Genomic DNA, 22276 nt, shown 5'->3' on the forward strand with positions numbered 1-22276 from the left:
GAAATTATTTTTCTTTACTGCATCTTTTGCTCTGCAACGCTATGGTTTTAATGAACAGTTAGTTTGCGGCGATCGCTTCTACAATAACCTGTTTCAGATTTAATTTGTCTACAGTCACTCCCAAAAAGTTTTGAAGCGCCCTGATAGGATTGGTTCTTGGAGTGCATTTGCAATATAGAGCTAGCCTAACAGTCATTCTTATCTTTTGCTTTTTGCCTTTAGATCTTTCGCGCCAACGCTTCCCTAGTGTAACTTGTTGTAGCGCTTGTTACTTAGAGTTGTAATAGAACTGAATTCAATCATTTCATCTTATAGGTTGCATTAAGGTACAAAAACCAACATTTAATGTAATTTGATAGCTTTCACTGGCGCTCTAGCCATTCTACAAATAATTAAATCCGTCTAATTAGCACCATATTTGTCATTGTAGAAGGGGAATAACGCAGGCGAACCCTACAAAAAGCTGCGCTAACGTTTCTTGGCTTAAGCGTGCTGATAACTCCGCTTGTCTCCAGATAGCGTGAGTTGCGCGTGGGTAGAGTAATTGAGGCATAAATCGCAGCCATGCCATTTTGCTCAACTTCTAAGGATAAACTAACCTTAATCCGATCGGCCCATATTAACTTCTGTCCACTTCTCAAAATTTTTCATCTTTTAGCTATAGCAATCCATACCAGTCTTGGCTTTGGGATTGTTCACTTGCATGGGTATCGGTGCAAATAAAGATATGCTTGATAAATCATTGTTTTTTAGTACGAAACCGTACTGAACTCAATTGTAAACTCACTTATCCTGAAAGAACATCGGCGGCTATTAGACTCTAAAGTATTGCACTATACTCGTTGCTCTTGTTCACCTAACTAAATTAGAGAAATTCTCAGCCTCGGCTAAAGGTACTAATCGAGTAATAACAATTACTCGCATTTGTCCGCGTACAGAACCGTAGACGAATGTTGTCTGCTTCATTTGACAACTTTGTATTATATAGAGGAAATATCTTCAGGTGATGTGTTATCAATCTTTGCCACCGCTTGATGGGCTGCAAGTCCTCGTTGTTGATAACGATCCTGATTCTAGATATTTACTGACACTGGTGTTTGAAGAGTATGGCGTTAAAACGATTGGGGCAACATCGGTAGGCGAGGCTATAGAAATCCTCAAACACATTACACCAGACCTCCTGATCAGCGAACTTGGCTTGCCCAAAGAAGATGGCTACTCGCTGATGCGCCGGGTGAAAGCCCTTGAGAGCGGGCGATCGGAGATTCCAGCGATCGCCCTAACAGCATATGCAATGGAGAGCGATCGCTCCCAGGCTCTATCGGTCGGCTTTTACAAACACTTATCCAAACCTTTCGACATCGACGAATTAATAAAAACAGTTGCTTGCCTAATTTTTAATAAACAATTTCAAACGGTACCTACATGAATACCACTGTCTTTGCTCAACAAGTAGAAGCGATGTCTGAGCGCTTAACGATCCTCTATCAAGGAATCGACATATCCTCTTCACTACCGCCTGCTTTACTACCATCTGCTCTCAAAGAACTGGGTGTTGCATCGGAGCGACTTGAGGTAGCAGCAGAAATGCTGCACCAACAGAATCGGAAGTTATCATTGGCTGACCAGAGTTTGGAAGCCGAACGTCAGGAACACCAAGTATTGTTGGAGTTTATTCCCGATGCTTACCTGCTAACAGATGCAGCAGGAATAATTCAGGAAGCGAATTCGGCAGCTACCAAGTTGCTTAAGATCCCGCAATCTTTGCTGATTGGTAAGTCGATAAAAGCTTTTGTAACTCGTGAAACTCAGCAAGCGTTTGAGGCTGAGTTGCAGCGGCTCCCGCAAAGATCTTGGAAACAGGAGTGGCAGATCCGCTTGCAGCCTTATCAAAGCGAGACGTTTAATGCCAGCGTCCTCGTAGAGGTAAACCGCCAGCAAGCAAACCAACCGATGACCGTGCGCTGGCTGTTGCGCCAATCGAGCGATGCTTTTGGGGGAACGCGCAGCGACAATCGCAGCCAGGTCGAAGTATCAGAAAAACCTGAAAACTATGACGATCTCGGCTACCGTTTGCAGGTCTATCACAAAGGGGAAATCATTCCTTTAAACCCTAACGTGATTTGGCAGGTTCGTTCAGGCTTGGTCAAACTAACAACATTTTCTGATAAGGGCCAAGAAGTGTTGGTTGGGTTAGCAGGTGCCTCAGCCCCCTTTGGTTCTAGCTTGACTGCCCTGCCACTCTATCAGGCAACCGCTCTGGCCGATACTCAGCTATGGTGCATTCCATGCAACGACTTCGCGGCGTCTCCTAAACTCAAGCAGCGCCTTTTACCCCAAATTAGCCAACGACTAAAACAAACCGAATTGCTGCTAGCTGTTTACGGACAAGTACGAGTCGCAGACCGCTTGGAGAGTTTATTAAAGTTGTTAAAAGAGGAAATTGGGCAACCTGTAGCGAATGGCACTCGGTTGAGCGTTCGTCTAACACATGAAGACCTTGCTAATGCCTGCTGCACAACCCGAGTCACCATCACCCGGTTGCTTAGTCAACTACAGCAGCAAAACAAGCTGAGTATGGACTCTCAACATCACATAGTTTTAAAGGCATAGGACAGCTAAAGATCGGCACTCCTGTGGCTTAGACCCTGACGAACTTATCTGGAACTTTTTGCACAGAGGGTGTGAAGAACTCTTTCAAGCGATTTTTGCGTAGCAAAAATCGCTTGAAAGAGTTCTAATTACTTGTGTAGCCTGACACTTTTCCATATGCCTCGTGAAAACCGCCTGCTTGCCAACATATGCCGTGATTTATACGCCAAACTCGCCCCTGACCTGAAGCAAGTTTCGCTGGAACAGGGCACGATACTCCACCATCCGGGCGAGACTATCAAAAATCTCTATTTCCCCATCGATTGCCTGCTCTCGATCACCGTCACGATGCTTGACGGCGCTACGGTTGAGGCGGGTTTAATCGGCAACCGTGAAGTAATCGGCGTCAATGCCTTCATGGGCGGAAGGGAGACTACGCAGACCGAATACATCGTCCAGATGGCGGGCAGTGCCATCAAGGTGGATGCAGAACTGCTGCTGGAGGAGTTCGATCGCAATAAGAATTTGCGCGACGTGCTGCTGCGCTACACGCAAGCACTGATCGCGCAGATCTCGCAGACCACCGCCTGCAACAGCCTCCACGTTCTAGACCAACGCTTGGCACGCTGGCTGCTCGAAGCGCAAGACCGGGCTGACACGGACGACCTTAAGCTGACGCAGGAGTTCCTCGGCCATATGCTGGGCGTGCGCCGCGCTGGCGTCACTCAAGCTGCCCAAAAGCTTCAGGAGAAGGGTGTCATCCGGTATCAGCGAGGTCACGTCCATATCTTAGACCAGCAGGGGTTGGAAGCGGCTTCGTGCGAGTGTTTCCATGTTCTTAGAGAGGAATACGATCGCTTGCTTGGAGGAAAAAATAGAGATGGCTGATCAGATCTTTATTACCTTCTGTAGTGGGGCAGAAACTGAAAAAGGCAAAGGAGAAGGCGAAAAGGTAAACGCGGGTCTGAAGCCTCGCCCATAAAGGGCGAGGCTTCAGACCCCAAAAACTTTTTCAGCCGATCGTGTGAAGGGCCAAGCTGTGTTAGCAAGTGCCATCGCGTACAAATTAAGTCTCTTCAGGCTGTAACATATGTCTCTTCCTCAGCCTGGAGAGAAGAGTGTCACCAGAGGAGCAAACAAGAAATAAATGATCCAGGAAAAAGATGCCTCACCAACAATACTGTTAGTCGAAATGGATGATGATACGCGCCCGATCCTGAAGCATAACCTTTGCAGCCAAGGCTACAGGGTAATTGTGGGGCTAGAGGAAGAAGACGCGATCGCCTTAGCGCGTGGTGGACGCGATCGCCCTAAGTTAATTTTGCTCAACCAAGTCAACCTATCGATAGACGAGTTTGTGAATATGGGGCGGCGCATCCGCGAATGCGCGGAACTCCCCAGCAGTACGCCGATTGTCGTCACTGCTGAACGCTACGGGGAGGATATGGAAGGCAAGAACGTTAAGGTGGGCGAAAGCGAGTACGTGACCTACCTAGAGGATGCGGAACAGTTGATGAATCTTTTGCAATGTCTTTGTCCGGTATAGACGCAGCCTAATAAGCTCAAGGAAATGGTGCGGCGTGGCGATCGCGGGATTTCCTTGAGTATGCTGGAGGGACAATTAGCGCGATCGCTCCCAAACAATTCCTACTAAATCCCCCAATCTTCCCGTCCTCTATTGGAAAGGAATCTCGATCCAAAACTCAGTACCCTGACCTGGTTGCGACATACATCTTAATACCCCACCGTGTTTTTCCACCACTATTTGATAGCTGATAGACAACCCTAACCCTGTTCCCTTGCCCACAGGCTTAGTAGTAAAAAATGGATTAAAAATTCTCCCTCGTACCGCTTCCGCTATGCCGGGGCCATTATCTCTTATCCGAATTACAACTGAAGAAAGAGACGTGGCTCCCTCATCCTGATTTTTAATTTCCGTGCTAATAGTAATTTGACTGGGTGAAGTTTTAATTTCTGCGGGCGTTCTCTTTTCATCGTGTTGCTCCAACGCATCAATCGCATTGCTTAAAACATTCATAAATACCTGATTCAACTGCCCTGCATAGCACTCGATTAAAGGCAATTTACCATATTCTTTTACAAGGTTAATCGCGGGGTAGTTTGGCTTTGCAGTAAGTCGATGTTGCAAAATTACTAAAGTGCTATCTATGCCTTCGTGGATATTAACTGGCTTCCTTGCAGACTCATCCAGCCGGGAAAAATTCCGTAAAGACAACACTAATTGCCCGATGCGGTCAGCGCCAACTTTCATTGATGACAGCATCTTAGGTAGATCTTGGATTAAAAACTCTAACTCAATGTCGTCAATTCGTTCCAAAATTCTAGGAGTAGGCTTAGGGTAATCTTGTTGGTAAAGTTCCAGGAGACTTAGCAAATGATGCGTATATTCCTTAATGTAGTCAATATTGCCATTAATGAAAGTTACAGGGTTGTTAATTTCGTGAGCAATACCAGCTACTAACTGACCTAAACTCGACATTTTTTCGGTTTGAATCAATTGAGCTTGGGTTCTTTGCAAAGCATCCAGAGCAAACTCTAAGTGTTCGGCTTTTTGCGTGGCTGTAGCAGCAGCAGCGCGGCTTTGTTCGTATAGTTCTGCTTGATGAATAGCGATCGCGGCTTGATCTGCTAACTGTTGCAACAAATCAAGTTCATAATTGTGCCAATTTCTGGGAGCGTCACACTCATGGGCAATCAGCAACCCCCACAGGCGATCGCTTCTCCTTATCGGTACGACTAGGTTAGCTTTTACCTGAATTTTCTGTAAAAATTCTATATGACAGGCGCTCAAACCTGCCTCAAGTATATTATTAATAGCTCTAACTCTTCCCGCTTGATACTGATAGGTATACTCCACCGGGAAGCAATTCGGCTCGTAGATTTGTCCTAAAATAGACAGGTTTTTATCTGTCACATCTTCGACCAATACTTTGCCTTCCCAACTCTGTAAGAAGCGGTAAACTATCACTCTATTTGTGTTTAATAATTTCCGAATCTCTTGGACAATAGTTTGCAAGATAGTTGGTAAATCTAAAGTACTGCGAATTTGGTTGGTAACTTGCTTAAGAACTTTAGCTAATTCCAAAGATTGCTGCAATTCATGCGTCCGCTGTTTGACTTGATGCTCTAAATTGGCGTTTAAAGCCTGCACCTGTTGGTAAAGCTGGTGCTGTTGGATCGCCATCGAAAAATGGTTGCCTAAAGCTTGAGCCAGTTCAATTTCTCCAGCAGTCCACTCGCGGGGTTGGCCGCTTTTAAACTCTCGCCATGCTTCAAAGGATTGGCGAGGTTGCATTTGTTGGCTAGTAGAGTCAAAGCGTCCCGCCCATAATATTTCTGTGGTAATCTCTTGGCTAAAAATCGTCAAATAACCGAGCGATTGCTGAGAGTAAAAAAGAGGGATAACCAACAGGCTCCGAATCCCGCGATCGCGGAATATTTCCGCCAAACCTTGCAGCTCGATTTCGTTATATATATCTCTAATTAGCCAAGGAACGCCGCTTCCCCCAACAGCTAGCTCTAGATGAGTATGCTTTAAACATTTACTTATCCATTTCTGCCATACCGGATGCCGATCGAGCGAATTATCTTCCCTTTGGCTAGCTATTATTGGTTGCAAACCGCAGCTATATAACTGTGCTGATAAGATGTTATCCGCGTTTATATAAAGTCTGCCGCCGCAACCTTGCAGTACAGCAACAATTTCCTCTAAAGCAGTTTGCAATGGAGGCGTTTGCAAGGTGTGAAGTATAGTTGCCACTCGGTTAATAGTAGCTTCACGCTGCGCTTTTTCTCGGGTTTGGCTGAGGAGAGTTGACTGCGCGATCGCAATCGACATCTGATCTGCCACTCGCTGCACCAATTCCATTTCTGCATCTGTTATCGAACGCGGTTCGCAGTGATGAGACACCAACAACCCCCACAGTTGTTCGCGATACAGAATCGGCACAGCCAAAGAAAATTTTACCCCCATTGCTGTTAAATATTGAATGTGGCATGAGTCTGCTGGTCTATACTTAATATCGGCATTCAAAGGTTTTCCTGTTTCTGAACAGTCTAGGGGACTCATGCCAATCTGCTGCGACGCAACATTTACAATCGAGCGCTGACGAGTTTTAACAAATAAATCGCGGACGCGAACAGGAATATCATCTGCTGGAAAATTCAGACCTAGCAGGGATGAGAGGCGATTTGGATTTATCGCTTCAGCAATTACCTCCCCACTGCCATTGGCATGAAATCGATACACCATAACTCGGTCTGTTCCTAAGAATGACCGGATTTCTGCTACAGTAGCCGTTAAGATTTCTGCTAATTCTAGAGATTGCCGAACTCGGTTGGCGATCCGATGCAGCAAAACTTCCCGATCTAGACCTTGCTGTAGCTCTTCTGTATTCTCAGCGATTTTCATTCTTTATATGCCTTAAGGCTGATGCTTATAAAACTTAATTTTAATATCATCTTTATTTTTAGAATAAGCCAAGTATTGTAAAGAAAGTTATAAATTATTGAAATAAATTAATAAAATTAAAAGAAAGCTCTAGGAAAGACCCAAAAAAAGTTTATAAAGACCATTTAAAATCAACTAAATTATTAAAGAAAATAGCGCGAACTAGCAAATGGGGATTCGCATATTTGTTATGAAAGAAGCACAAAAAAAACGCGATCGCTCTTTTTTACCCGATGCTAACCTGATGTTGAAGCCAAAAATTTTCGATAGAAAAAGCCCTCAGCCAGTTTTAGGATACGCGACAGCATTAACAGTTGATAATGAAGCGTCGCGATTGATTAAACTGGTTTGGTATTGGTTCAGTGAGGTATAGGCAATGACTACCATTCCTGAACTTATTGCTACAAGTGCCCCATTATAAGTTGCAAGCAAAAAGATGCAAACTAGCTACCAATTTCCAGAAAACTTTATGTGGGGAGTTGCTACCTCCGCCTATCAAATAGAGGGAGCAGCATCAGTTGGCGATCGCAAACCCAGCGTGTGGGATACATTCAGTAGCATCCCCGGACTTATTGAGGATGGCAGTTCGGGCGCTGTTGCTTGCGACCACTACCACCGCTACAAATCAGACATAGAACTGATGGCAAAACTGGGCATCAAGCATTACCGCTTCAGCATCGCTTGGCCCCGTATTATTCCTGACGGTCGCGGAAAAGTGAACGAGCAGGGGATAGATTTTTACAAGCGCTTAGTTGATTGCTTGGTCGAGAACGGAATTACACCACACGCTACCCTATTTCATTGGGACAGTCCTCAAGCACTAGAAGACTTGTACGGTTCTTGGCGCAGCCGAGAGATGGCTTCAGATTTCGCTGATTATGCAACTGCTGTTGTCAGTCGGTTGGGCGATCGCGTCACCAACTGGATGACAATTAACGAAATCTCTCAATTTACTCATGTCGGCTATGCTGCAAACCACCAACCCACCAAGGCTCCCGGCACTATTGTCACCTCTCTCAAAGAAGTATGGCAGACTTGTCACAACGCTCTATTAGCTCACGGTTTGGGCTGTCAGGCTATCCGTGCAGCCTCGCCCGGTTCCTGTTCTGTTGCCCTCGTGGCTGATATCGGCGTATCGGTTCCCCTCACCGAGTCAGCCGCTGATGTAGCAGCAGCGCAGAAGGCTTTTCATGTCACCTGGTTCAACGGCGGTATCATTTTTCCCGCCATCACTGGTGCTTACAGCCCCATCATATTAGAGCAGTTGGGAGCGGATGCTCCTGATATTCATTCAGGCGATTTAGAAACAATTAATCAGCCACTTGAAGCGCTGGGTATTAATAATTACACTGGCCATTATGTACGTGCTGCTGATAATAAAGATGGGTATGAATTCCTCGCTTTACCCAAGAGCTATCCGCGACTTAATATGCCTTGGCTGAATATCGTTCCTGAAGGTATGTATTGGGGCATTCGTAATATCAGCGAAGTGCTTGGGCGTAAAGATTTGCCCCTCTTGATTACTGAAAATGGCTGCGCTACTCAAGACGAAGTTAACGCTAAAGGCGAAGTAATGGACATAGACCGCATTTTCTATCTGCGGCAACATTTAAAAGCGGCTCATCGAGCAGTTAATGAGGGGTATCCTTTGAAGGGTTATTTCTTGTGGAGTTTCATGGATAACTTTGAGTGGGAGCAGGGTTATACTCGCCGCTTTGGAATTACCTATGTCGATTACAAGACGCAAGAACGCATTCCGAAAGCGAGTTTTAATTGGTATGCAGAGTGCATTCGCCAGAATAGGGTGGTTTGAGACGAAATAGTTCGCACGATTAGCATACTTATGCAAGTGGTAGATATGCGATCGCATGACGGCGCTCTTCGTTGCGATCGCGCAACTCTCTAAAATAGTTGAAAACTTGAAAGACAGCAATAGCAAACAGAAGTAAACGGCTAAAATAACTATCAAAGTTCTATTTAGTGGGATGTTATCGCTATGGCGAATGAGGAACACCTAGCTCTACTTCAGCGGGGTGTAAATAGCTGGAATGAGTGGAGAAGAAGAAACCCGCAGATTTTACCAGACTTCAGCCAAAATGTCTTTAGCCAAAATGTCTTTCAGAGTATCTGCAACCTTGACTTCATCTTAGGTAACTCCAGCTCGGATGCGGTTAGCAAGACTGAATCCAGAGAAGTTAAAATCAGCACAGCTCACTTCAGTGGAGCCAACTTTAGCCAAACCAACTTTAGCGGAGCTAACCTTGCTGGAGCCGAGCTTCGTAGAGCTAACCTCACAGAAGCCAATCTTAGCAGAGTTGACCTCACTGGAGCTGACCTCACTGGAGCTGACCTCACTGGAGCTGACCTCACTGGCGCTAACCTCCTTGGTGCTAGGTTCAGTAAGGCTAACCTTACTGTAGCTAACCTCACTGAGGCTATAGGTGGACTGCGCGAAGCTGACGCTAGCCCTGAACAAGCTGACTCTAAGCGTGTTTTGTTCAACAAAGCTAACTTGAGTGGAGCTATCCTTAGCAAAGCTAACTTCAGTTTTGCTGACTTCAACAAAGCTAACCTAGCTGGCGCTAATCTTAGTGGATCTAGCTTCCACAAGTCACACTTCCATACAGCTAATCTCGCAGAGGCTGACCTTAGTGAAGCCAACCTTAGTGAGGCTGAATTCAGTTTTGCTGACCTTCGTAAAGCTCGCCTACGTGGGGCTAATCTTACTGGAGCTTACTTCTGGATGGCTGACCTCCGTGAGGCTGACCTCTGTGGAGCTACAACTAACCTTGGGGAAAGTTATTTATTTAGAGCAAACTTTATTGGAGCAAATCTCAGCAGGGCTGACCTCAAAGATGCTGACTTCAGTAATAGTTACCTATTGCAAGCTAATCTCACCGAAGCCATTCTTGTAAATACAAATCTCAAAGGAGCTGAACTTAAAGGAGCAATTATGCCAAATATTACAACCCCGAAACCAATAACTGTCTTACGGGTAATAAAAAAGAATTAAATACTGATTAAAGAGTAGAGGTTTTGTCTTTCGGGCATTATTGAAATTTCATGTTGCTATGAAGTCATTGCGATCGCAAAAAGACAACCAGTACAGGCGATCGCATCTCTCTCAATCAGACTCAGCACCACCAATACACTAAAATCAGAACAAGATTTATCCTGGGAAAGCAGCAAGCCATGACTCAAGCCTTACCCAAACCGATTGCATTTGAAGGCTTTCTAGAGTGGAAGCCCGAACCGGGGCGCTATGAACTACATGACGGGGTGATTATTGAAATACAGCCTACAGGAGAACATGAAGAAGTCAAAGGTTTTTTGGCAACAAAATTGACCATAGAGTTTGACCGATTAAATGTTCCCTACTTCATACCCAATCAAGCGCTAGTCAAGCCGCCAGAAAAAGAATCAGGTTATTTACCAGATGTACTAATACTAAATCGGACTAACCTAGCGGCGGAACCGTTATGGAAAAAATATTCAACTGTTACTCAAGGTGCATCAATTCCCCTAGTAATTGAAGTAGTCCGTACCAATTGGCGGGATGATTACCTACTTAAAGTGGCGGATTATGAAGAAATTGGTGTTCCGGAATACTGGATTTTTGATTACCTGGGATTAGGCGGTAGGCGATTTATTGGCAACCCTAAGCAACCTACTATTTCGGTTTACTCAATGGTTGAGGGTGAATACCAAGTGAGCCAATTTAGGGGTAGCGATTCCGCTAGCGCGGATAGCTTCGCTTCACGCATCGAGTCACCAGCGTTTCCAGAGTTAAATTTGACTGTTGAACAGATATTTAGAATTGGGGCGCTTCCCCAATAGCAACAATAAAATGAAAGCTGAAGAAGCAGAAGTTTTTGTATTCCCGGCATCATTTGCCCAGCAGAGATTATGGTTTCTCGATCGTCTATTTCCAGGCAATTGTTTCTACAATGTGTCCGCAGCGCTTCGCCTGACGGGTTCGCTCAATGCTTCGGCGCTGGAGGAGACGTTCAATGAAATTGTGCGTCGCCATGAAGCTTTGCGTACTAATTTTAGGATGCTGGAAGGGGAACTTGTTCAAGTAATTGCTCCCCAATTAACCATACCTTTGCCTCTTGTAGATTTGCAGAATTTCTCAGCAACGGAACAGCAAGCTGAAACTCGACGAATAGCAAATGAGGAGCGATCGCGTCCTTTCGATTTATCTCAGGATTCGTTACTGCGAGTGATGCTGTTACAGCTAGACTCCTCAGAATATGTACTCCTCCTGAATCTGCATCACATTATCTCTGATGGCTGGTCAATTGGGGTGCTAATTCGGGAAATAGGAACGCTGTATGCAGCCTTTGCAAATAAAGAGCGATCGCCCTTACCAGAATTGCCCATCCAATATGCAGACTTTGCCGATTGGCAACGCGAGTGGCTGCAAGGTGAAGTCCTAGAGACTCAATTAGCTTATTGGAAGCAGCAATTAGACAATCTTCCCCTGCTAAATTTGCCCACCGAGCGATCGCGCCCTGCTACTCCAACTTACCAAGGTGCGGCGCAATTTTTGGAATTACCTAAAAGTTTGAGTGCGGAATTAGAAGCACTTTCGCAGCGCCAAGGTGTTACTCCCTTCATGACTCTTTTGGCAGCATTTCAAACCTTACTCTACCGCTACACGCAGCAAACAGATATTGCTATCGGTTCCCCAATTGCTAATCGCAACCGCAGCGAGATAGAAGGTTTAATTGGTTTTTTTGTTAATAATTTAGTGTTGCGTACCGACTTATCAGGCAACCCCAAATTTGTGGAATTGCTGGACAGAGTACGGGAGGTAACGCTAGGAGCCTATGCCCATCAAGACTTACCTTTTGAGAAGCTTGTAGAGGAACTGCATCCAGAACGCAACCTGAGCTATCATCCATTATTTCAAGTTGCATTCAGCCTGCAAAATACACCAATTGAAGTGCTAGAGTTACCTGGCCTTACGCTCTCGCAATTGGACTTTGACAACCCTAGCGCAAAGTTAGATCTGGAGTTCCATATGTGGGAATCTCCAGAAGGTTTGAGAGGACAGATAATTTATAGCACTGATTTATTTGATGATGCTACCATTACCCGCATGCTGGGACATTTCCAAATACTCCTAGAAGGGGTCGTTGCTAATCCAGAGCAGCGTTTGTGTGAATTACCAATTTTAACCAACGCAGAGCGGCATCAATTACTGGTAAACTTCAATTACCATCAATCAAAAACACAAAATCCAAAATTCAAAATTGAACAGTGTTTCCATCAGTTGTTTGAATCGCAAGTAGAGGAAACTCCTGATGCGATCGCTCTCATTTTTGAAGACAAGAAATTAACCTATCGCGAACTAAACAGCCGCGCTAACCAACTTGCACGCTACCTGCAACAATTAGGGGTAGTCCCAGATGTTTTAGTTGGCCTTTGCTTAGAGCGTTCTATAGAAATGATAGTAGGACTATTAGCTATCCTCAAAGCTGGAGGAGCATATCTACCTCTAGATCCTACTTATCCTCAAGAACGCCTCAGCTTCATGGTGCAAGATTCTCAAGTATCGCTCTTATTAACTGATTCTATATTAGCTCCCCTTTTTAAGGGAATTTGGGGGAATCTCCAGCACGATATAGCTGTAGTTTGCTTAGATACAGATAGCGAAATAATCGCACAACAAGACCACCACAATCTAACTAACAACCTAACACCTGACAACCTAGCTTATGTAATCTATACTTCTGGATCAACAGGGAAACCGAAAGGCGTTCAGATCGCGCACCGAGGATTATCCAACTTAGCAGAAGCTCAAATTAAAACTTTTAACGTAAAGCCAAATAACAGAATTCTGCAATTTGCATCGCTAAGTTTTGATGCTTCAATTTTCGAGATTGTTATGGCGCTGCGTTCGGGAGCAACACTCTATTTAGCTAAAAAAGAATTGCTTTTACCTGGACAACCATTAATTCAGCTATTGCAGAAAAATTATATTACCCACGTCACGCTTCCGCCTGCGGTACTTGCAGTTTTACCTACAGTAGAACTTCCCGCATTACAAACTATTATCGCCGCAGGAGAAGCTTGCTCTAAGGATATTGTAAAACGCTGGTTGCTCTCCGGGCGTCGTTTTTTTAATGCTTACGGGCCAACTGAAACAACTGTATGGGCTACTATTGCAGAAATAAGCGATCGCAGCATAACTCCGCCCATTGGTCGCCCAATTTATAACACTCAAATTTATATATTAGACGCTAATTTACAGCCCGTACCCATTGGGATTACTGGCGAATTATACATCGGCGGTGAAGGATTGTCGCGAGGATATATAAACCGTCCCGATCTAACTGCTGAGAAGTTTATTATTAATCCTTTTATCTATTGTACAGAGGCTAGCGATCGCGTTTCTAAAATTTATAAAACTGGAGACTTAGGTCGTTATCGACCAGACGGCAATATTGAGTTTTTAGGTCGTATAGACGAACAAGTAAAAATTCGCGGTTTTCGCATCGAATTGGGAGAGATAGAAGCAGTTTTGAGCCAGCATCCTGGCGTGCGAGAAGCTGTAGTAATTGCTAGAGAAGATGCATCTGTTAACAAGCGGTTAGTAGCTTACGTCGTACCTGACGATAAACTCATTAATGCAGAATCTAAAATCCAAAATCTAAAATCGGAAGAATTACGCGCTCGCATCAAACAAAAATTACCCGATTACATGATACCTTCAGCTTTTATTGTGTTAGATTCTCTCCCAATAACACCTAATGGCAAAGTAGATCGCCTTAATTTACCTGCGCCGGATTATTCTGTTAGCCAAACACTAGATAAAGAATTTGTTGCTCCTCGTACCCCAACCGAGTCAACAGTTGCAAAAATATGGGCTGAAGCCCTTAACATAGAACGTGTAGGAATTTATGATAACTTCTTCGACTTGGGAGGAGATTCGCTGCTGTCTATCCGCCTCATGGAGCAAATGCAAAAACAGTTTGAACGGGATATACCCCTGTCTTCTCTGTTTTTGAATCCAACGGTCGAAACTTTAGCAAATACTATCGATTCAAAAAGCGGCTCTCAGCCTTGGTCGCCTTTAGTGGCAATTCAGCCTAAAGGTTTAAATCCACCTTTTTTCTGCGTTCATCCCATCTTTGGTGTTGTTTTTCCTTACTACGAATTAGCCTATAATTTGGGTACGAATCAACCATTTTACGCACTACAACCAAAGGGACTTGACGGCGACTTAACTCCATTAACTAACATTAAAGATATGGCGGCTTATTATATTGAGGCGTTGCGTGCAGTTCAGCCGAAAGGGCCTTATTTTCTGGGTGGTTGGTCTTTTGGAGGTTTGGTTGCTTTTGAAATGGCTCAACAATTGCAGCAAGCGGGTCATGAAGTAGGTCTACTTGCTATACTTGACACCGCTGCACCAATACCAGCCAATAAACCTTCCTTTTGGGATGGGTTGAAGTTTCTTTTTACCACAGCGATGCGATCGCTATGGCCTTTCTTTATCGATTATGTTTATCTACTTGTTGGTGGAAATAAGCCTAAATTTCCTAATTTAAATAAGTTATTTCACAAATTAATAAAAAATGAGTCGCGGCAATCCATATTGGGAAGAGCCGCTCTAGCTAGCCTCATGCCTGATGAATCTAAGCAGCGGATTTTAAACGAATTAACTATTCGTCCTATGCTTCGCGTATTCCAAGCCAACAGCGAGGCAACATTGAGTTACCTACCAAAGGTTTACCAGGATAATATTATTCTTTTTAAAAGCAGCGAAAAATCGGGTAAAGTTACTGGGGATGCAACTATGGGCTGGAGCGCTCTAACGACGGGAGGAGTGGAACTTAAGATGGTTCCAGGGAATCACCTAACTATGCTGAGAAAACCCCATGTAACGGTTCTCGCAGAACAACTAAAAGATTGTATTGAAAAAGCAACGACTCGCCCGGTTGCAATCTTACCGCACTGACCCTGCACCGATGGTTGCAGCCGCCGCGCAGTTTACTTTTCCCCATATATTTTAAGGCATTAGAAACTATGCGATCGCTACATAATTTTGACACGCGATCGCTTACCCCCGACGACTTGAAATGACCGCAAGGAGGAATTTTTTATAGGATTTCAATTGTATAGAACTTATCTACTTAAACCAAACTTTAGCGAAATCCACGCAAAGCAGAAGCGCGACTTTCAAAAAGTTGCGCCACTCCTTCAGCAATTTTACTCACCACATCACCATCACACTCTGACAAAAATTCACCAGCAGAAATATTTCCAGCAAAGAACTCTTTAGATTGCTTGAGTAGGTATCCGCTAGAGGTAAACCCGATAGATTTGATGATAAAGGTAGATACTGGTGAGTTTTTAATATCATAAGCCGAATCCCGATTTCGCCCCTTATTTAACAGTTCCAATACCTCCCTTTCTAGAGCAGTTTGTGGCTCACACGCTCTCGCGATATCTGGCAGAAAATGGTCTAACGCTGGCGTCAAAATACCCGGTGAAGGTAGTTCACCCATCAATGTAGAAAGGGGAATATCTCTTCCCAAACGATAAGAAAGCGCTTCCAAAATGGCGATCGTGATCAGCTTAATTCCTAGATAAAGCTTGGCCACTTCCATGTTCTTTCTAGTTCTAGAAGCAAGAGCCAAGTATGTTTGGTCATCCGGCTCTCCCATGAACTGTTGGAACACCAATTCCGGTTTAAGGAAATTCATAAATCCTTCCATCTTTTGCAAGGATCTGCGGAATCCATGAACCGTGTAGGCATTGCGGTGTAACAATTCGTGGTTAGTTTCGGGTAACAGATTCCACGTATTGTCCAGAAAATCGGCAGAATTAGGATAGGCAAAATTCTCCACATCCCGGTTCGATAATCGGACTGAGCGCTTGACTACTTCACAAGTTTTGGCATCTGTCCATCCAAAATTAAACTGCTCGTTAGCCTTAATTAAGCGCTGGTACAGAAGATCGCTAGGAGTTAAACCAGATTCCAGCTTCGGACGAAAAGGAATCGTCGCCTCAATACAAGCTGCTATCTCAGCGATGATATCAGGTGTGAGGAAAAACTCTAAAGCTTTGGCAGCAACAATTGCACTTAGAAATTCGTTTTGCCCTGAAAATGGAGATAGCGGCTGAGCGGGAACAAACCCAAACACCGCCGCTACAATTTCAAACATACGATCGTTTGGCAGTTGCGAAAGCTCGCGAATCACTAGCTGTCCGCGCACCTCTTTGACAAAAGGCGAAATGTAACAGCTGATATTGAGACTCACGCCCTGATCGACTTGCACGTAAACAAGATCGTGAAACAAAGCTGCCAAGACCTCAATGGCATCGACCGACCCACCCACCTCAAAAATGTGTTCTGGAGTATGAAAATAACGCCAGGGGCCAGTCATTGTTTGGATAATCAGCTCGGCTGTCTCTTCGAGTTGAGTAGCATCGACGTGACCCTTTAGCTCCTTGATTGCCCCCAGTAAACAATCCAAGCACCGTTTGCTATCGGCTTGTTGCTCCACCTTTGCTCTCCCTGGTTTCCCTGATTTTTCTGCATGGTATCAAAGGCGTTTGCAAAACGCCATGTGCCACTTATTAAGATTCCGGAGTCGGTTACATAGTCATACCCTAAAGTAGTTCTGGGTTTGGGCGTGGTATTTTTAGCTACTGTCGGTTGTACTGCCCTTCCCATTCGTTACAAGTTCAGAGAAGCGTCTTAAAGGGGTCTGCGGGCATCGGCGACCGATATAGTTGTGAGGGATGCAAGGATGCCCCACATGGACGGGATTGCTGCCATTCAAGCGATTAAGCAAAGCCTACCCAATGGGGTTATTGCTGACTTCCCATACCTGGCAAACTGAGGCCATTGCAGCAATCTACAGCGGTGCCGATGCCCCAATAGTTACTAATATGTGTTACTTGGGGCTAAAGCTGAAACTAAATGTCATTAAACCTGCGTCCCTCATGGCTGCCTCTGAAGATGAACTAAAACTCTCCGAAAAAGGGACCGTTTTTGATACTGCCATCGGGCATAATGGTTTCGTAAACAAAGTTACCATAACTCCAAATAATATTGGGACTGATGTAAGCATCTCTGAAGTTAGTTCTAATCAGAATAGCGAACTCGAAACTCCTGATGTTGGCTCCACAGAAGATAGCACGAGTAGCATTCATCTGAGCCAAGTTGGTTCCTCCCAAATCGGCTCCAGTCAAATCACACCAACGCAAGTTGGCGGAATACAAATTAGCATCCCTGATAATAGCGTGCTTCAACCAAGCTCTTTCCAAGGAAACACCAAACAAATCGGCTCCAGTCAAATCGGCTCCTCTCAAATAAGCTTGTCTCAAATAGGCTCCACGCAAGTTAATATCTCGCAAAATAGCCCCTTCGAGGTCAATCATACAATCCTGGGGAACGCCCTCGGATTGGATCAACTCAATCCCTCGAAAATCGCGCTCTCCATCAGCATACCTAGCCAACAATTCCTCAGCAGTGATTTTCCAAGCCATAATTTAACCTCCAATTTGGTTTCTAGGCTCAAATCTAGCGCAACTAATATTTAGTCCGTTTTACTAAAAACGGAAATTCTATGCGACATCAACCTCCAAATAAAAAACATCCCTACCGGACAACTACCAGAAGCTGAAATCACCAAACCTGAAACCAGGGATGTGAAAAATCTTAAGAATTTTTTCACAAGTTGTACCCCTCTTAAGCCCAACTCCTCGATATCATAACGGGGCAATTAATTGTAATGTGTTAGCGCGGATAAGCCCTCTCTAGCTATTTGGCGGTGAAGACTAGAAGGTACTAGAGAAAGGGGAGAGGTGACAGCGATCGCCTGCGAATATTTGTTACTTTAGAAACCAATGTAAAAAACGCATAGATATAATTTTGGAGGAAAACTCCATAAAAGGATAAACGTACAATGACGAGTTTATACGAGAAGATTGGCGGACAAGCAGCCGTTGCGGGCGTAGTGGATGATTTTTATAAGCTTGTTTTGGCAGACGATACAGTTAGTTCGTTTTTCGTTCATACAGATATGGAAAAACAGCGTCGTCATCAAACTGCTTTTATTTCCTTTGCCCTTGGTGGCCCTCAATACTCAGGCCGTTCGATGGAAAAAGCGCACGAAGGTTTGAATTTGCAGCCGCAACACTTTGATGCGATCGCCAAGCATCTGGGCGAGGCAATGGCTGCACATGGAGTACCGCAAGAAGATATTAACACAGCACTCGGACACGTTGCGAGTTTAAAAGATGCTGTTTTATACAAGTAAACCCAAAGCCCAATCTATTGAATTTTCAACAGGTTGGGAATAGCAGCGATCGCTTACCATAAATATCTATCCTGTGCCCCTAATTCAGCTATTTTTCTAATTTCCTCTTCTATCCAGCAGCGAACAGGCAATAAGTCCGGCATATCACCCAACGCACAAGATATAGAATTTGGCAGAACTGTTGTAGACAGCTATTAATATTCGCTTTTATTTGAACGCGCCAGCAAAGACAAAATTCAGGTAGACCCTTCGTTTCTCATCTTGGGCGGCGCCATGAAGCGATCGCGGTCTATCCAGAATCTGACAGTAGTAATTTAGCTCTTTGCTCGTGGAACTACAGCCAACGTGCTTGTGTCGTACCTAGAAATAGCGCTGAGAATTGAAAAATGAAGAAAAACTTAATCAAGGGCACAGGAATAGTTAGCTTTGGGGTTGTAGCTATAGGAATTTTAGCTACTAACTGGCTACCAGTTTTTGCACAGTCTTCATCAGCCCCAACCAAGCAAACTAAACAGGCAATTTCTAGTCTACCTAACGGTAACTATTTTTACGGCTCATCACGTTTGCCTTATAAATCCGGTGGTGATTACGTTATTTTCCGTAAAACAGGTGGCACGATAACAGGAATGAAGTATCCAGTTCCTGGAGAACCAACTTGCTTTAAGGGAACTGCTAGCCGGACTACAATTACTAACGTTACCGTGCAGTACGTGCCGCTAGGCGAATCAAACGCTCAAGGCAATTTTGTACCAAGGAATCCCCTCAACTTAAGTTCTTACTATAAACTCAAGTTTGACCAAGCACCTAATTTTGCTAAAAAAGGTTTGCAGGGATGCGTCCAAGTATTTGCTAATAAAAAATAAACCTTTTTCGATACTGCTTTTCTGGCAACCGATTTACTACAGTTTGGTTTAATCGGAAAAATGCCAGTCGCGACAACAGCCAGTTTTGTTCCTGCTGGCTGTTGTTGCGCTAGAGTAATTTTGGGTAGAGGCGAAGCAGTTCTGGTAGTATCTTTTTTGCATAAATGCGATCGCCCCCCTGAATTTAGTCTGGATGCACTTGCCCTACTTAAAGAAATTGCTAAAGATGCAAATGGCTTAAAGTAACAGCAGTAGCGCTACAACTGTGGAGCAGATTGATTTGGATCGGGAAGTTCAGGAGATCGCGCGATCGCATCAAATTTGTATCCTTCAAGTTTTAGCTGTTTAACAAATTGAGTGCTATCTAAATTTGACGATCCTGCAATAGTTTCTTCTGACGGTTTTGGAGTTGCAGACCGCTTGATTTGTTTGAGGCGAGATTTTCTTCCCATAACTTTGTCAAAACATCGATAATAATTCCAGTTTAGCGATATTTTCTAAGGCTAGATTGGCATTCGCTAAAATAAGTTGATGCTACCTTTGATAGCGCGATCGCCATCGGCTAAGGGAAAGTGGAAGCGATCGCCGCAGCTACGATGCTCAACTGAGCGTAGATGTTGCAATCTAGAATATAGCAATCCTAGTTGAGTTTTGAGATGCTAGGGTTTGAGATCCCCGACTTCTTAGAGAAGTCGGGGATCTCGCTTTCACGAATCATTTATGATTGCTATAGTCAAAAAGCAAGTTATACGGCAATTGCAACATAATTAATAGTAGTAAATTTTTGTGTCCTTAACTTCGGAATTTATTTATGCTTCTTCAAACCGAGCGTCTGCTGCTGCGCGAATTTACACAAGCCGACTGGTCTGCCGTTTTAGCCTATCAATCTACCCCCGCATACCAACGTTTTTATCCAGATGTGGGGCGCACTGAAGCCGACGCTCGTGCCTTCGTTAATAACTTCCTCCAGTGGCAGCAGGAAAAGCCACGATGGAGGTATCAGTGGGCAGTAGCTCTACAAAAACAGGATAAGCTGATTGGTAACTGCGGCCTCCGCAAAAGTCATGCCGATGCTTGGGAAGCAGAAATTGGGTGTGAATTGGCTCCTGAATATTGGGGACGAAATTATCCATTTGAGATGGGTCGCCTGTTACTGCGCTTTGGATTTACAGAGCTTGGTCTGCATCGCATTTACGCACACTGTATCGCTGATAATAGAGGCGCGGTATCGTTGGCTCAGACGCTTGGAATGACTCAAGAAGGTCGGTTGCGAGAGAATGTCAGCATCCGAGGAAAGTGGCACGATACGCTTGTATACGCAATTTTGCAACAGGAATGGGAAGCCAAGGTTGAATAACAGCGGGCTAATCGTTAAATAGCCATTTTTAAAATTATCATTTTTGATTTAGGAAGTTTTGCCAGTAGCTATGTTTACAATTGCAACCCCAGAATTATAAACCAAAATCATATTAATAAATACCGTTAATCAAGCGCATTTTATTAGCAGAATCTAGTCCTAAGACTTGAGCGCAATGCTTTTACAACCCAACTGGTAAAGTTAGGGTGAATGCAGTCTGTCCAGATAATGTCGGGTCAAGCGTCAAATCGCCACCGTGCGATCGCGCAATTTCCCGCGCTAGGCTCAGTCCTAATCCAATTCCTTCCACTTTGCGCGTCCGGGCTGGATCGCCGCGATGGAAGCGATCAAAAATGCGATCGCGATCGCCAGTTGGAATCTCTTTCGAGCAATTACTGATGGTAATCAATACGGTTGCACCCTGACGACGAGCATTAATCCGAATCCAGCCGTCAGGCAAATTGTATTTAATGGCGTTGCTAATCAAATTTTGCAAGACCTGAACGAGTAAATCGCGATCGCCTTGTACGCGCAAACCCTCGGCAATTTCTGTTTTAACCTCTAGATGGGGTGCCAGCAGTTCGATATCTTCCAACATCTCAATTAACAAGCCAGACAAATCCACCCCAACTCGGTACAGAGCCATTTGTCCGGCATCGGCTAGGGAAAGCAGCAACAGTTTACGCACAATCCCGCTAAGACGACGCACCTCATCGAGCAAATTACTCAAACCCTGTTGCACCTCTGAGCCGGGTTCCGCTTGTTGCAGGGTGCGTTCCAGTTCTCCTTGCAAAATCGCCAGGGGAGTCTTGAGTTCGTGTGCAGCATCGGCGCTAAAGCGAGAAGCTTGCTTAAAACTGTGTTCCAGACGTGACAACATCTGGTTAAAAACTTGAATTAATTCGACAAATTCAACATCTGTCGCACCTATGGGGACTCGTTGTTCCAAACCACTAGCGGTGACATTGCCAATGACTTTAGTTAACCGTCGGATGGAATGCAAACTGCTGCCAGCAATTGCCCATGCGCCACCCGCTACCAGCAGCAGCACCCCTGGAATTGAAATTAGGAAGATGTTGCGGATGACGACCATTTCTTGCGCGATCGCCTTTAAACTTACTGCGATCGCAACTTGAGCAAAGGGTGTTGTGACTGCACCAACCCGCCAAGTTCCGGTTGCTGTGCGCTGGGTGACGAATCGAGGCGCGGGTGGTGGTCGATCGGGCGGGGGTTGCGATCGCTCTGGAAATGGGGCTGTTTGTCGCTGGGAATGAGGTGGTGGAAAGGGCTGTAGTTGGGGGCGCGATGTCCAAAGGTTCTTGGTATCTAGATCGGCAGTCCATTCCTCGGAGCGATACAGGACGTTACCATCTGCATCGATGACCAACATGGCGATCGCTGTATTGGTTCCAAACGTACCAGGGAGAAAGGCTTCATAAGACTGCCAGCGATCGGGCGATCGCGGACGACCTGCCCGCATCAATTGACTTTCCAGTTCTGCATCGAGACGGCTTACCTTCGCCTCATAAATCAGCCACCAAGAGATTAACCCAAACCCGACGATGGCGCTCCCTGCGAGAACGGCAGACAATAGAGCTATTCGGATACGGAAGGAACGCAACTTCACTGTTGAGACTCTGATTGACGAAAGCGATAGCCGACGCCGCGAATGCTTTCAATCCAACCCGCGCCACCGATGGAGTCAATTTTT

General features: G+C 44.9%; 21 protein-coding genes. 13 read left to right on the forward strand and 8 right to left on the reverse strand.

Annotated elements, in window-relative coordinates; genetic code table 11:
* Window positions 1-58 precede the first annotated feature (58 nt).
* Window positions 59-196: a hypothetical protein gene (locus H6F77_RS04475; protein ID WP_190485778.1), complete on the reverse strand. Its 138-nt coding sequence runs from the start codon at window positions 194-196 to the stop codon at window positions 59-61.
* Window positions 197-1006: 810 nt separating this feature from the next.
* Here H6F77_RS04475 and H6F77_RS04480 point away from each other — a divergent pair.
* From H6F77_RS04480 to H6F77_RS04495, 4 genes are all read left to right on the forward strand, one after another.
* On the forward strand, window positions 1007-1429 hold the full coding sequence (locus H6F77_RS04480; RefSeq protein ID WP_190485779.1) for a response regulator: 423 nt from the start codon (window positions 1007-1009) through the stop codon (window positions 1427-1429).
* On the forward strand, window positions 1426-2613 hold the full coding sequence (locus H6F77_RS04485; protein WP_190485782.1) for a helix-turn-helix domain-containing protein: 1188 nt from the start codon (window positions 1426-1428) through the stop codon (window positions 2611-2613). Before H6F77_RS04480 ends, H6F77_RS04485 begins: the two co-directional genes overlap by 4 nt.
* Window positions 2614-2769: 156 nt before the next feature.
* Window positions 2770-3480, forward strand: a complete 711-nt coding sequence (locus H6F77_RS04490; RefSeq protein ID WP_190485784.1) for a Crp/Fnr family transcriptional regulator — start codon at window positions 2770-2772, stop codon at window positions 3478-3480.
* Window positions 3481-3739: 259 nt separating this feature from the next.
* A complete protein-coding gene (locus tag H6F77_RS04495) occupies window positions 3740-4138 on the forward strand; it encodes a PleD family two-component system response regulator (protein WP_190485786.1) in 399 nt (132 codons plus the stop codon).
* A 16-nt stretch (window positions 4139-4154) separates the two neighbouring features.
* Here the strand turns inward: H6F77_RS04495 and H6F77_RS04500 are convergent, their stop codons facing one another.
* Entirely contained in the window at window positions 4155-4292 is a 138-nt protein-coding gene (locus H6F77_RS04500; RefSeq protein WP_190485788.1) for a hypothetical protein, read from the reverse strand.
* Window positions 4268-7024, reverse strand: coding sequence for a GAF domain-containing protein (locus H6F77_RS04505; RefSeq protein ID WP_190485790.1), 2757 nt, complete (start codon window positions 7022-7024; stop codon window positions 4268-4270). The genes H6F77_RS04500 and H6F77_RS04505 overlap by 25 nt, the downstream gene beginning before the upstream one ends.
* Window positions 7025-7253: 229 nt before the next feature.
* Here H6F77_RS04505 and H6F77_RS04510 point away from each other — a divergent pair, with 229 nt between their 5' ends.
* The 3 genes from H6F77_RS04510 (at window position 7254) to H6F77_RS04520 (ending at window position 10076) form a co-directional block, all read left to right on the forward strand.
* Window positions 7254-7436: a hypothetical protein gene (locus H6F77_RS04510; RefSeq protein ID WP_190485792.1), complete on the forward strand. Its 183-nt coding sequence runs from the start codon at window positions 7254-7256 to the stop codon at window positions 7434-7436.
* 63 nt (window positions 7437-7499) lie between these two features.
* Entirely contained in the window at window positions 7500-8876 is a 1377-nt protein-coding gene (locus H6F77_RS04515) for a GH1 family beta-glucosidase (RefSeq protein WP_190485794.1), read from the forward strand.
* Window positions 8877-9059: 183 nt separating this feature from the next.
* Entirely contained in the window at window positions 9060-10076 is a 1017-nt protein-coding gene (locus H6F77_RS04520) for a pentapeptide repeat-containing protein (RefSeq protein ID WP_190485796.1), read from the forward strand.
* 56 nt (window positions 10077-10132) lie between these two features.
* Here the strand turns inward: H6F77_RS04520 and H6F77_RS28225 are convergent, their stop codons facing one another.
* Window positions 10133-10264, reverse strand: a complete 132-nt coding sequence (locus H6F77_RS28225) for a hypothetical protein (protein WP_255515689.1) — start codon at window positions 10262-10264, stop codon at window positions 10133-10135.
* Here H6F77_RS28225 and H6F77_RS04525 point away from each other — a divergent pair.
* Window positions 10256-10900 (forward strand): Uma2 family endonuclease, encoded by a 645-nt coding sequence (locus H6F77_RS04525; protein ID WP_190485798.1) that lies wholly within the window; start codon window positions 10256-10258, stop codon window positions 10898-10900. The two genes, H6F77_RS28225 and H6F77_RS04525, sit on opposite strands and share 9 nt — an antisense overlap.
* A gap of 10 nt (window positions 10901-10910) precedes the next feature.
* Complete coding sequence (locus H6F77_RS04530; protein WP_190485800.1) at window positions 10911-15032, forward strand: non-ribosomal peptide synthetase; 4122 nt, start codon at window positions 10911-10913, stop codon at window positions 15030-15032.
* 187 nt (window positions 15033-15219) lie between these two features.
* Here the strand turns inward: H6F77_RS04530 and H6F77_RS04535 are convergent, their stop codons facing one another.
* Both H6F77_RS04535 and H6F77_RS04540 read right to left on the reverse strand, forming a co-directional pair.
* Window positions 15220-16584 (reverse strand): hypothetical protein, encoded by a 1365-nt coding sequence (locus tag H6F77_RS04535; RefSeq protein ID WP_190485802.1) that lies wholly within the window; start codon window positions 16582-16584, stop codon window positions 15220-15222.
* Between the two features lie 463 nt (window positions 16585-17047).
* On the reverse strand, window positions 17048-17572 hold the full coding sequence (locus H6F77_RS04540; RefSeq protein WP_190485804.1) for a pentapeptide repeat-containing protein: 525 nt from the start codon (window positions 17570-17572) through the stop codon (window positions 17048-17050).
* 419 nt (window positions 17573-17991) lie between these two features.
* On the opposite strand from H6F77_RS04540, the gene H6F77_RS04545 reads away from it, so the two are divergent.
* From H6F77_RS04545 to H6F77_RS04555, 3 genes are all read left to right on the forward strand, one after another.
* A complete protein-coding gene (locus H6F77_RS04545; protein ID WP_190485806.1) occupies window positions 17992-18345 on the forward strand; it encodes a group I truncated hemoglobin in 354 nt (117 codons plus the stop codon).
* Window positions 18346-18731: 386 nt separating this feature from the next.
* Window positions 18732-19208, forward strand: coding sequence for a hypothetical protein (locus tag H6F77_RS04550; protein ID WP_190485808.1), 477 nt, complete (start codon window positions 18732-18734; stop codon window positions 19206-19208).
* 60 nt (window positions 19209-19268) lie between these two features.
* Window positions 19269-19454 (forward strand): hypothetical protein, encoded by a 186-nt coding sequence (locus tag H6F77_RS04555; RefSeq protein WP_190485810.1) that lies wholly within the window; start codon window positions 19269-19271, stop codon window positions 19452-19454.
* 11 nt (window positions 19455-19465) lie between these two features.
* Here H6F77_RS04555 and H6F77_RS04560 read toward each other — a convergent pair whose 3' ends face one another.
* Window positions 19466-19660: a hypothetical protein gene (locus tag H6F77_RS04560; protein ID WP_190485812.1), complete on the reverse strand. Its 195-nt coding sequence runs from the start codon at window positions 19658-19660 to the stop codon at window positions 19466-19468.
* Between the two features lie 359 nt (window positions 19661-20019).
* On the opposite strand from H6F77_RS04560, the gene H6F77_RS04565 reads away from it, so the two are divergent.
* Window positions 20020-20565 (forward strand): GNAT family N-acetyltransferase, encoded by a 546-nt coding sequence (locus H6F77_RS04565; RefSeq protein WP_190485814.1) that lies wholly within the window; start codon window positions 20020-20022, stop codon window positions 20563-20565.
* 181 nt (window positions 20566-20746) lie between these two features.
* On the opposite strand, the gene H6F77_RS04570 is transcribed toward H6F77_RS04565, so the two are convergent.
* Window positions 20747-22192 (reverse strand): ATP-binding protein, encoded by a 1446-nt coding sequence (locus H6F77_RS04570; RefSeq protein ID WP_190485816.1) that lies wholly within the window; start codon window positions 22190-22192, stop codon window positions 20747-20749.
* Between the last annotated feature and the right edge of the window lie 84 nt (window positions 22193-22276).

The organism is Microcoleus sp. FACHB-831, assembly GCF_014695585.1.
Classification (GTDB): Bacteria; Cyanobacteriota; Cyanobacteriia; order Cyanobacteriales; family FACHB-T130; genus FACHB-831.

Excerpts from the sequence above, each read along its gene's own strand:
- H6F77_RS04475 (WP_190485778.1), bottom strand. The coding sequence starts at position 196 with ATGACTGTTAGGCTAGCTCTATATTGCAAATGCACTCCAAGAACCAAT.
- H6F77_RS04480 (WP_190485779.1), top strand. The coding sequence starts at position 1,007 with ATGTGTTATCAATCTTTGCCACCGCTTGATGGGCTGCAAGTCCTCGTT.
- H6F77_RS04485 (WP_190485782.1), top strand. The coding sequence starts at position 1,426 with ATGAATACCACTGTCTTTGCTCAACAAGTAGAAGCGATGTCTGAGCGC.
- H6F77_RS04490 (WP_190485784.1), top strand. The coding sequence starts at position 2,770 with ATGCCTCGTGAAAACCGCCTGCTTGCCAACATATGCCGTGATTTATAC.
- H6F77_RS04495 (WP_190485786.1), top strand. The coding sequence starts at position 3,740 with ATGATCCAGGAAAAAGATGCCTCACCAACAATACTGTTAGTCGAAATG.
- H6F77_RS04505 (WP_190485790.1), bottom strand. The coding sequence starts at position 7,024 with ATGAAAATCGCTGAGAATACAGAAGAGCTACAGCAAGGTCTAGATCGG.
- H6F77_RS04510 (WP_190485792.1), top strand. The coding sequence starts at position 7,254 with ATGAAAGAAGCACAAAAAAAACGCGATCGCTCTTTTTTACCCGATGCT.
- H6F77_RS04515 (WP_190485794.1), top strand. The coding sequence starts at position 7,500 with ATGCAAACTAGCTACCAATTTCCAGAAAACTTTATGTGGGGAGTTGCT.
- H6F77_RS04520 (WP_190485796.1), top strand. The coding sequence starts at position 9,060 with ATGGCGAATGAGGAACACCTAGCTCTACTTCAGCGGGGTGTAAATAGC.
- H6F77_RS04525 (WP_190485798.1), top strand. The coding sequence starts at position 10,256 with ATGACTCAAGCCTTACCCAAACCGATTGCATTTGAAGGCTTTCTAGAG.
- H6F77_RS04530 (WP_190485800.1), top strand. The coding sequence starts at position 10,911 with ATGAAAGCTGAAGAAGCAGAAGTTTTTGTATTCCCGGCATCATTTGCC.
- H6F77_RS04540 (WP_190485804.1), bottom strand. The coding sequence starts at position 17,572 with ATGGCTTGGAAAATCACTGCTGAGGAATTGTTGGCTAGGTATGCTGAT.
- H6F77_RS04545 (WP_190485806.1), top strand. The coding sequence starts at position 17,992 with ATGACGAGTTTATACGAGAAGATTGGCGGACAAGCAGCCGTTGCGGGC.
- H6F77_RS04550 (WP_190485808.1), top strand. The coding sequence starts at position 18,732 with ATGAAGAAAAACTTAATCAAGGGCACAGGAATAGTTAGCTTTGGGGTT.
- H6F77_RS04555 (WP_190485810.1), top strand. The coding sequence starts at position 19,269 with ATGCCAGTCGCGACAACAGCCAGTTTTGTTCCTGCTGGCTGTTGTTGC.
- H6F77_RS04560 (WP_190485812.1), bottom strand. The coding sequence starts at position 19,660 with ATGGGAAGAAAATCTCGCCTCAAACAAATCAAGCGGTCTGCAACTCCA.
- H6F77_RS04565 (WP_190485814.1), top strand. The coding sequence starts at position 20,020 with ATGCTTCTTCAAACCGAGCGTCTGCTGCTGCGCGAATTTACACAAGCC.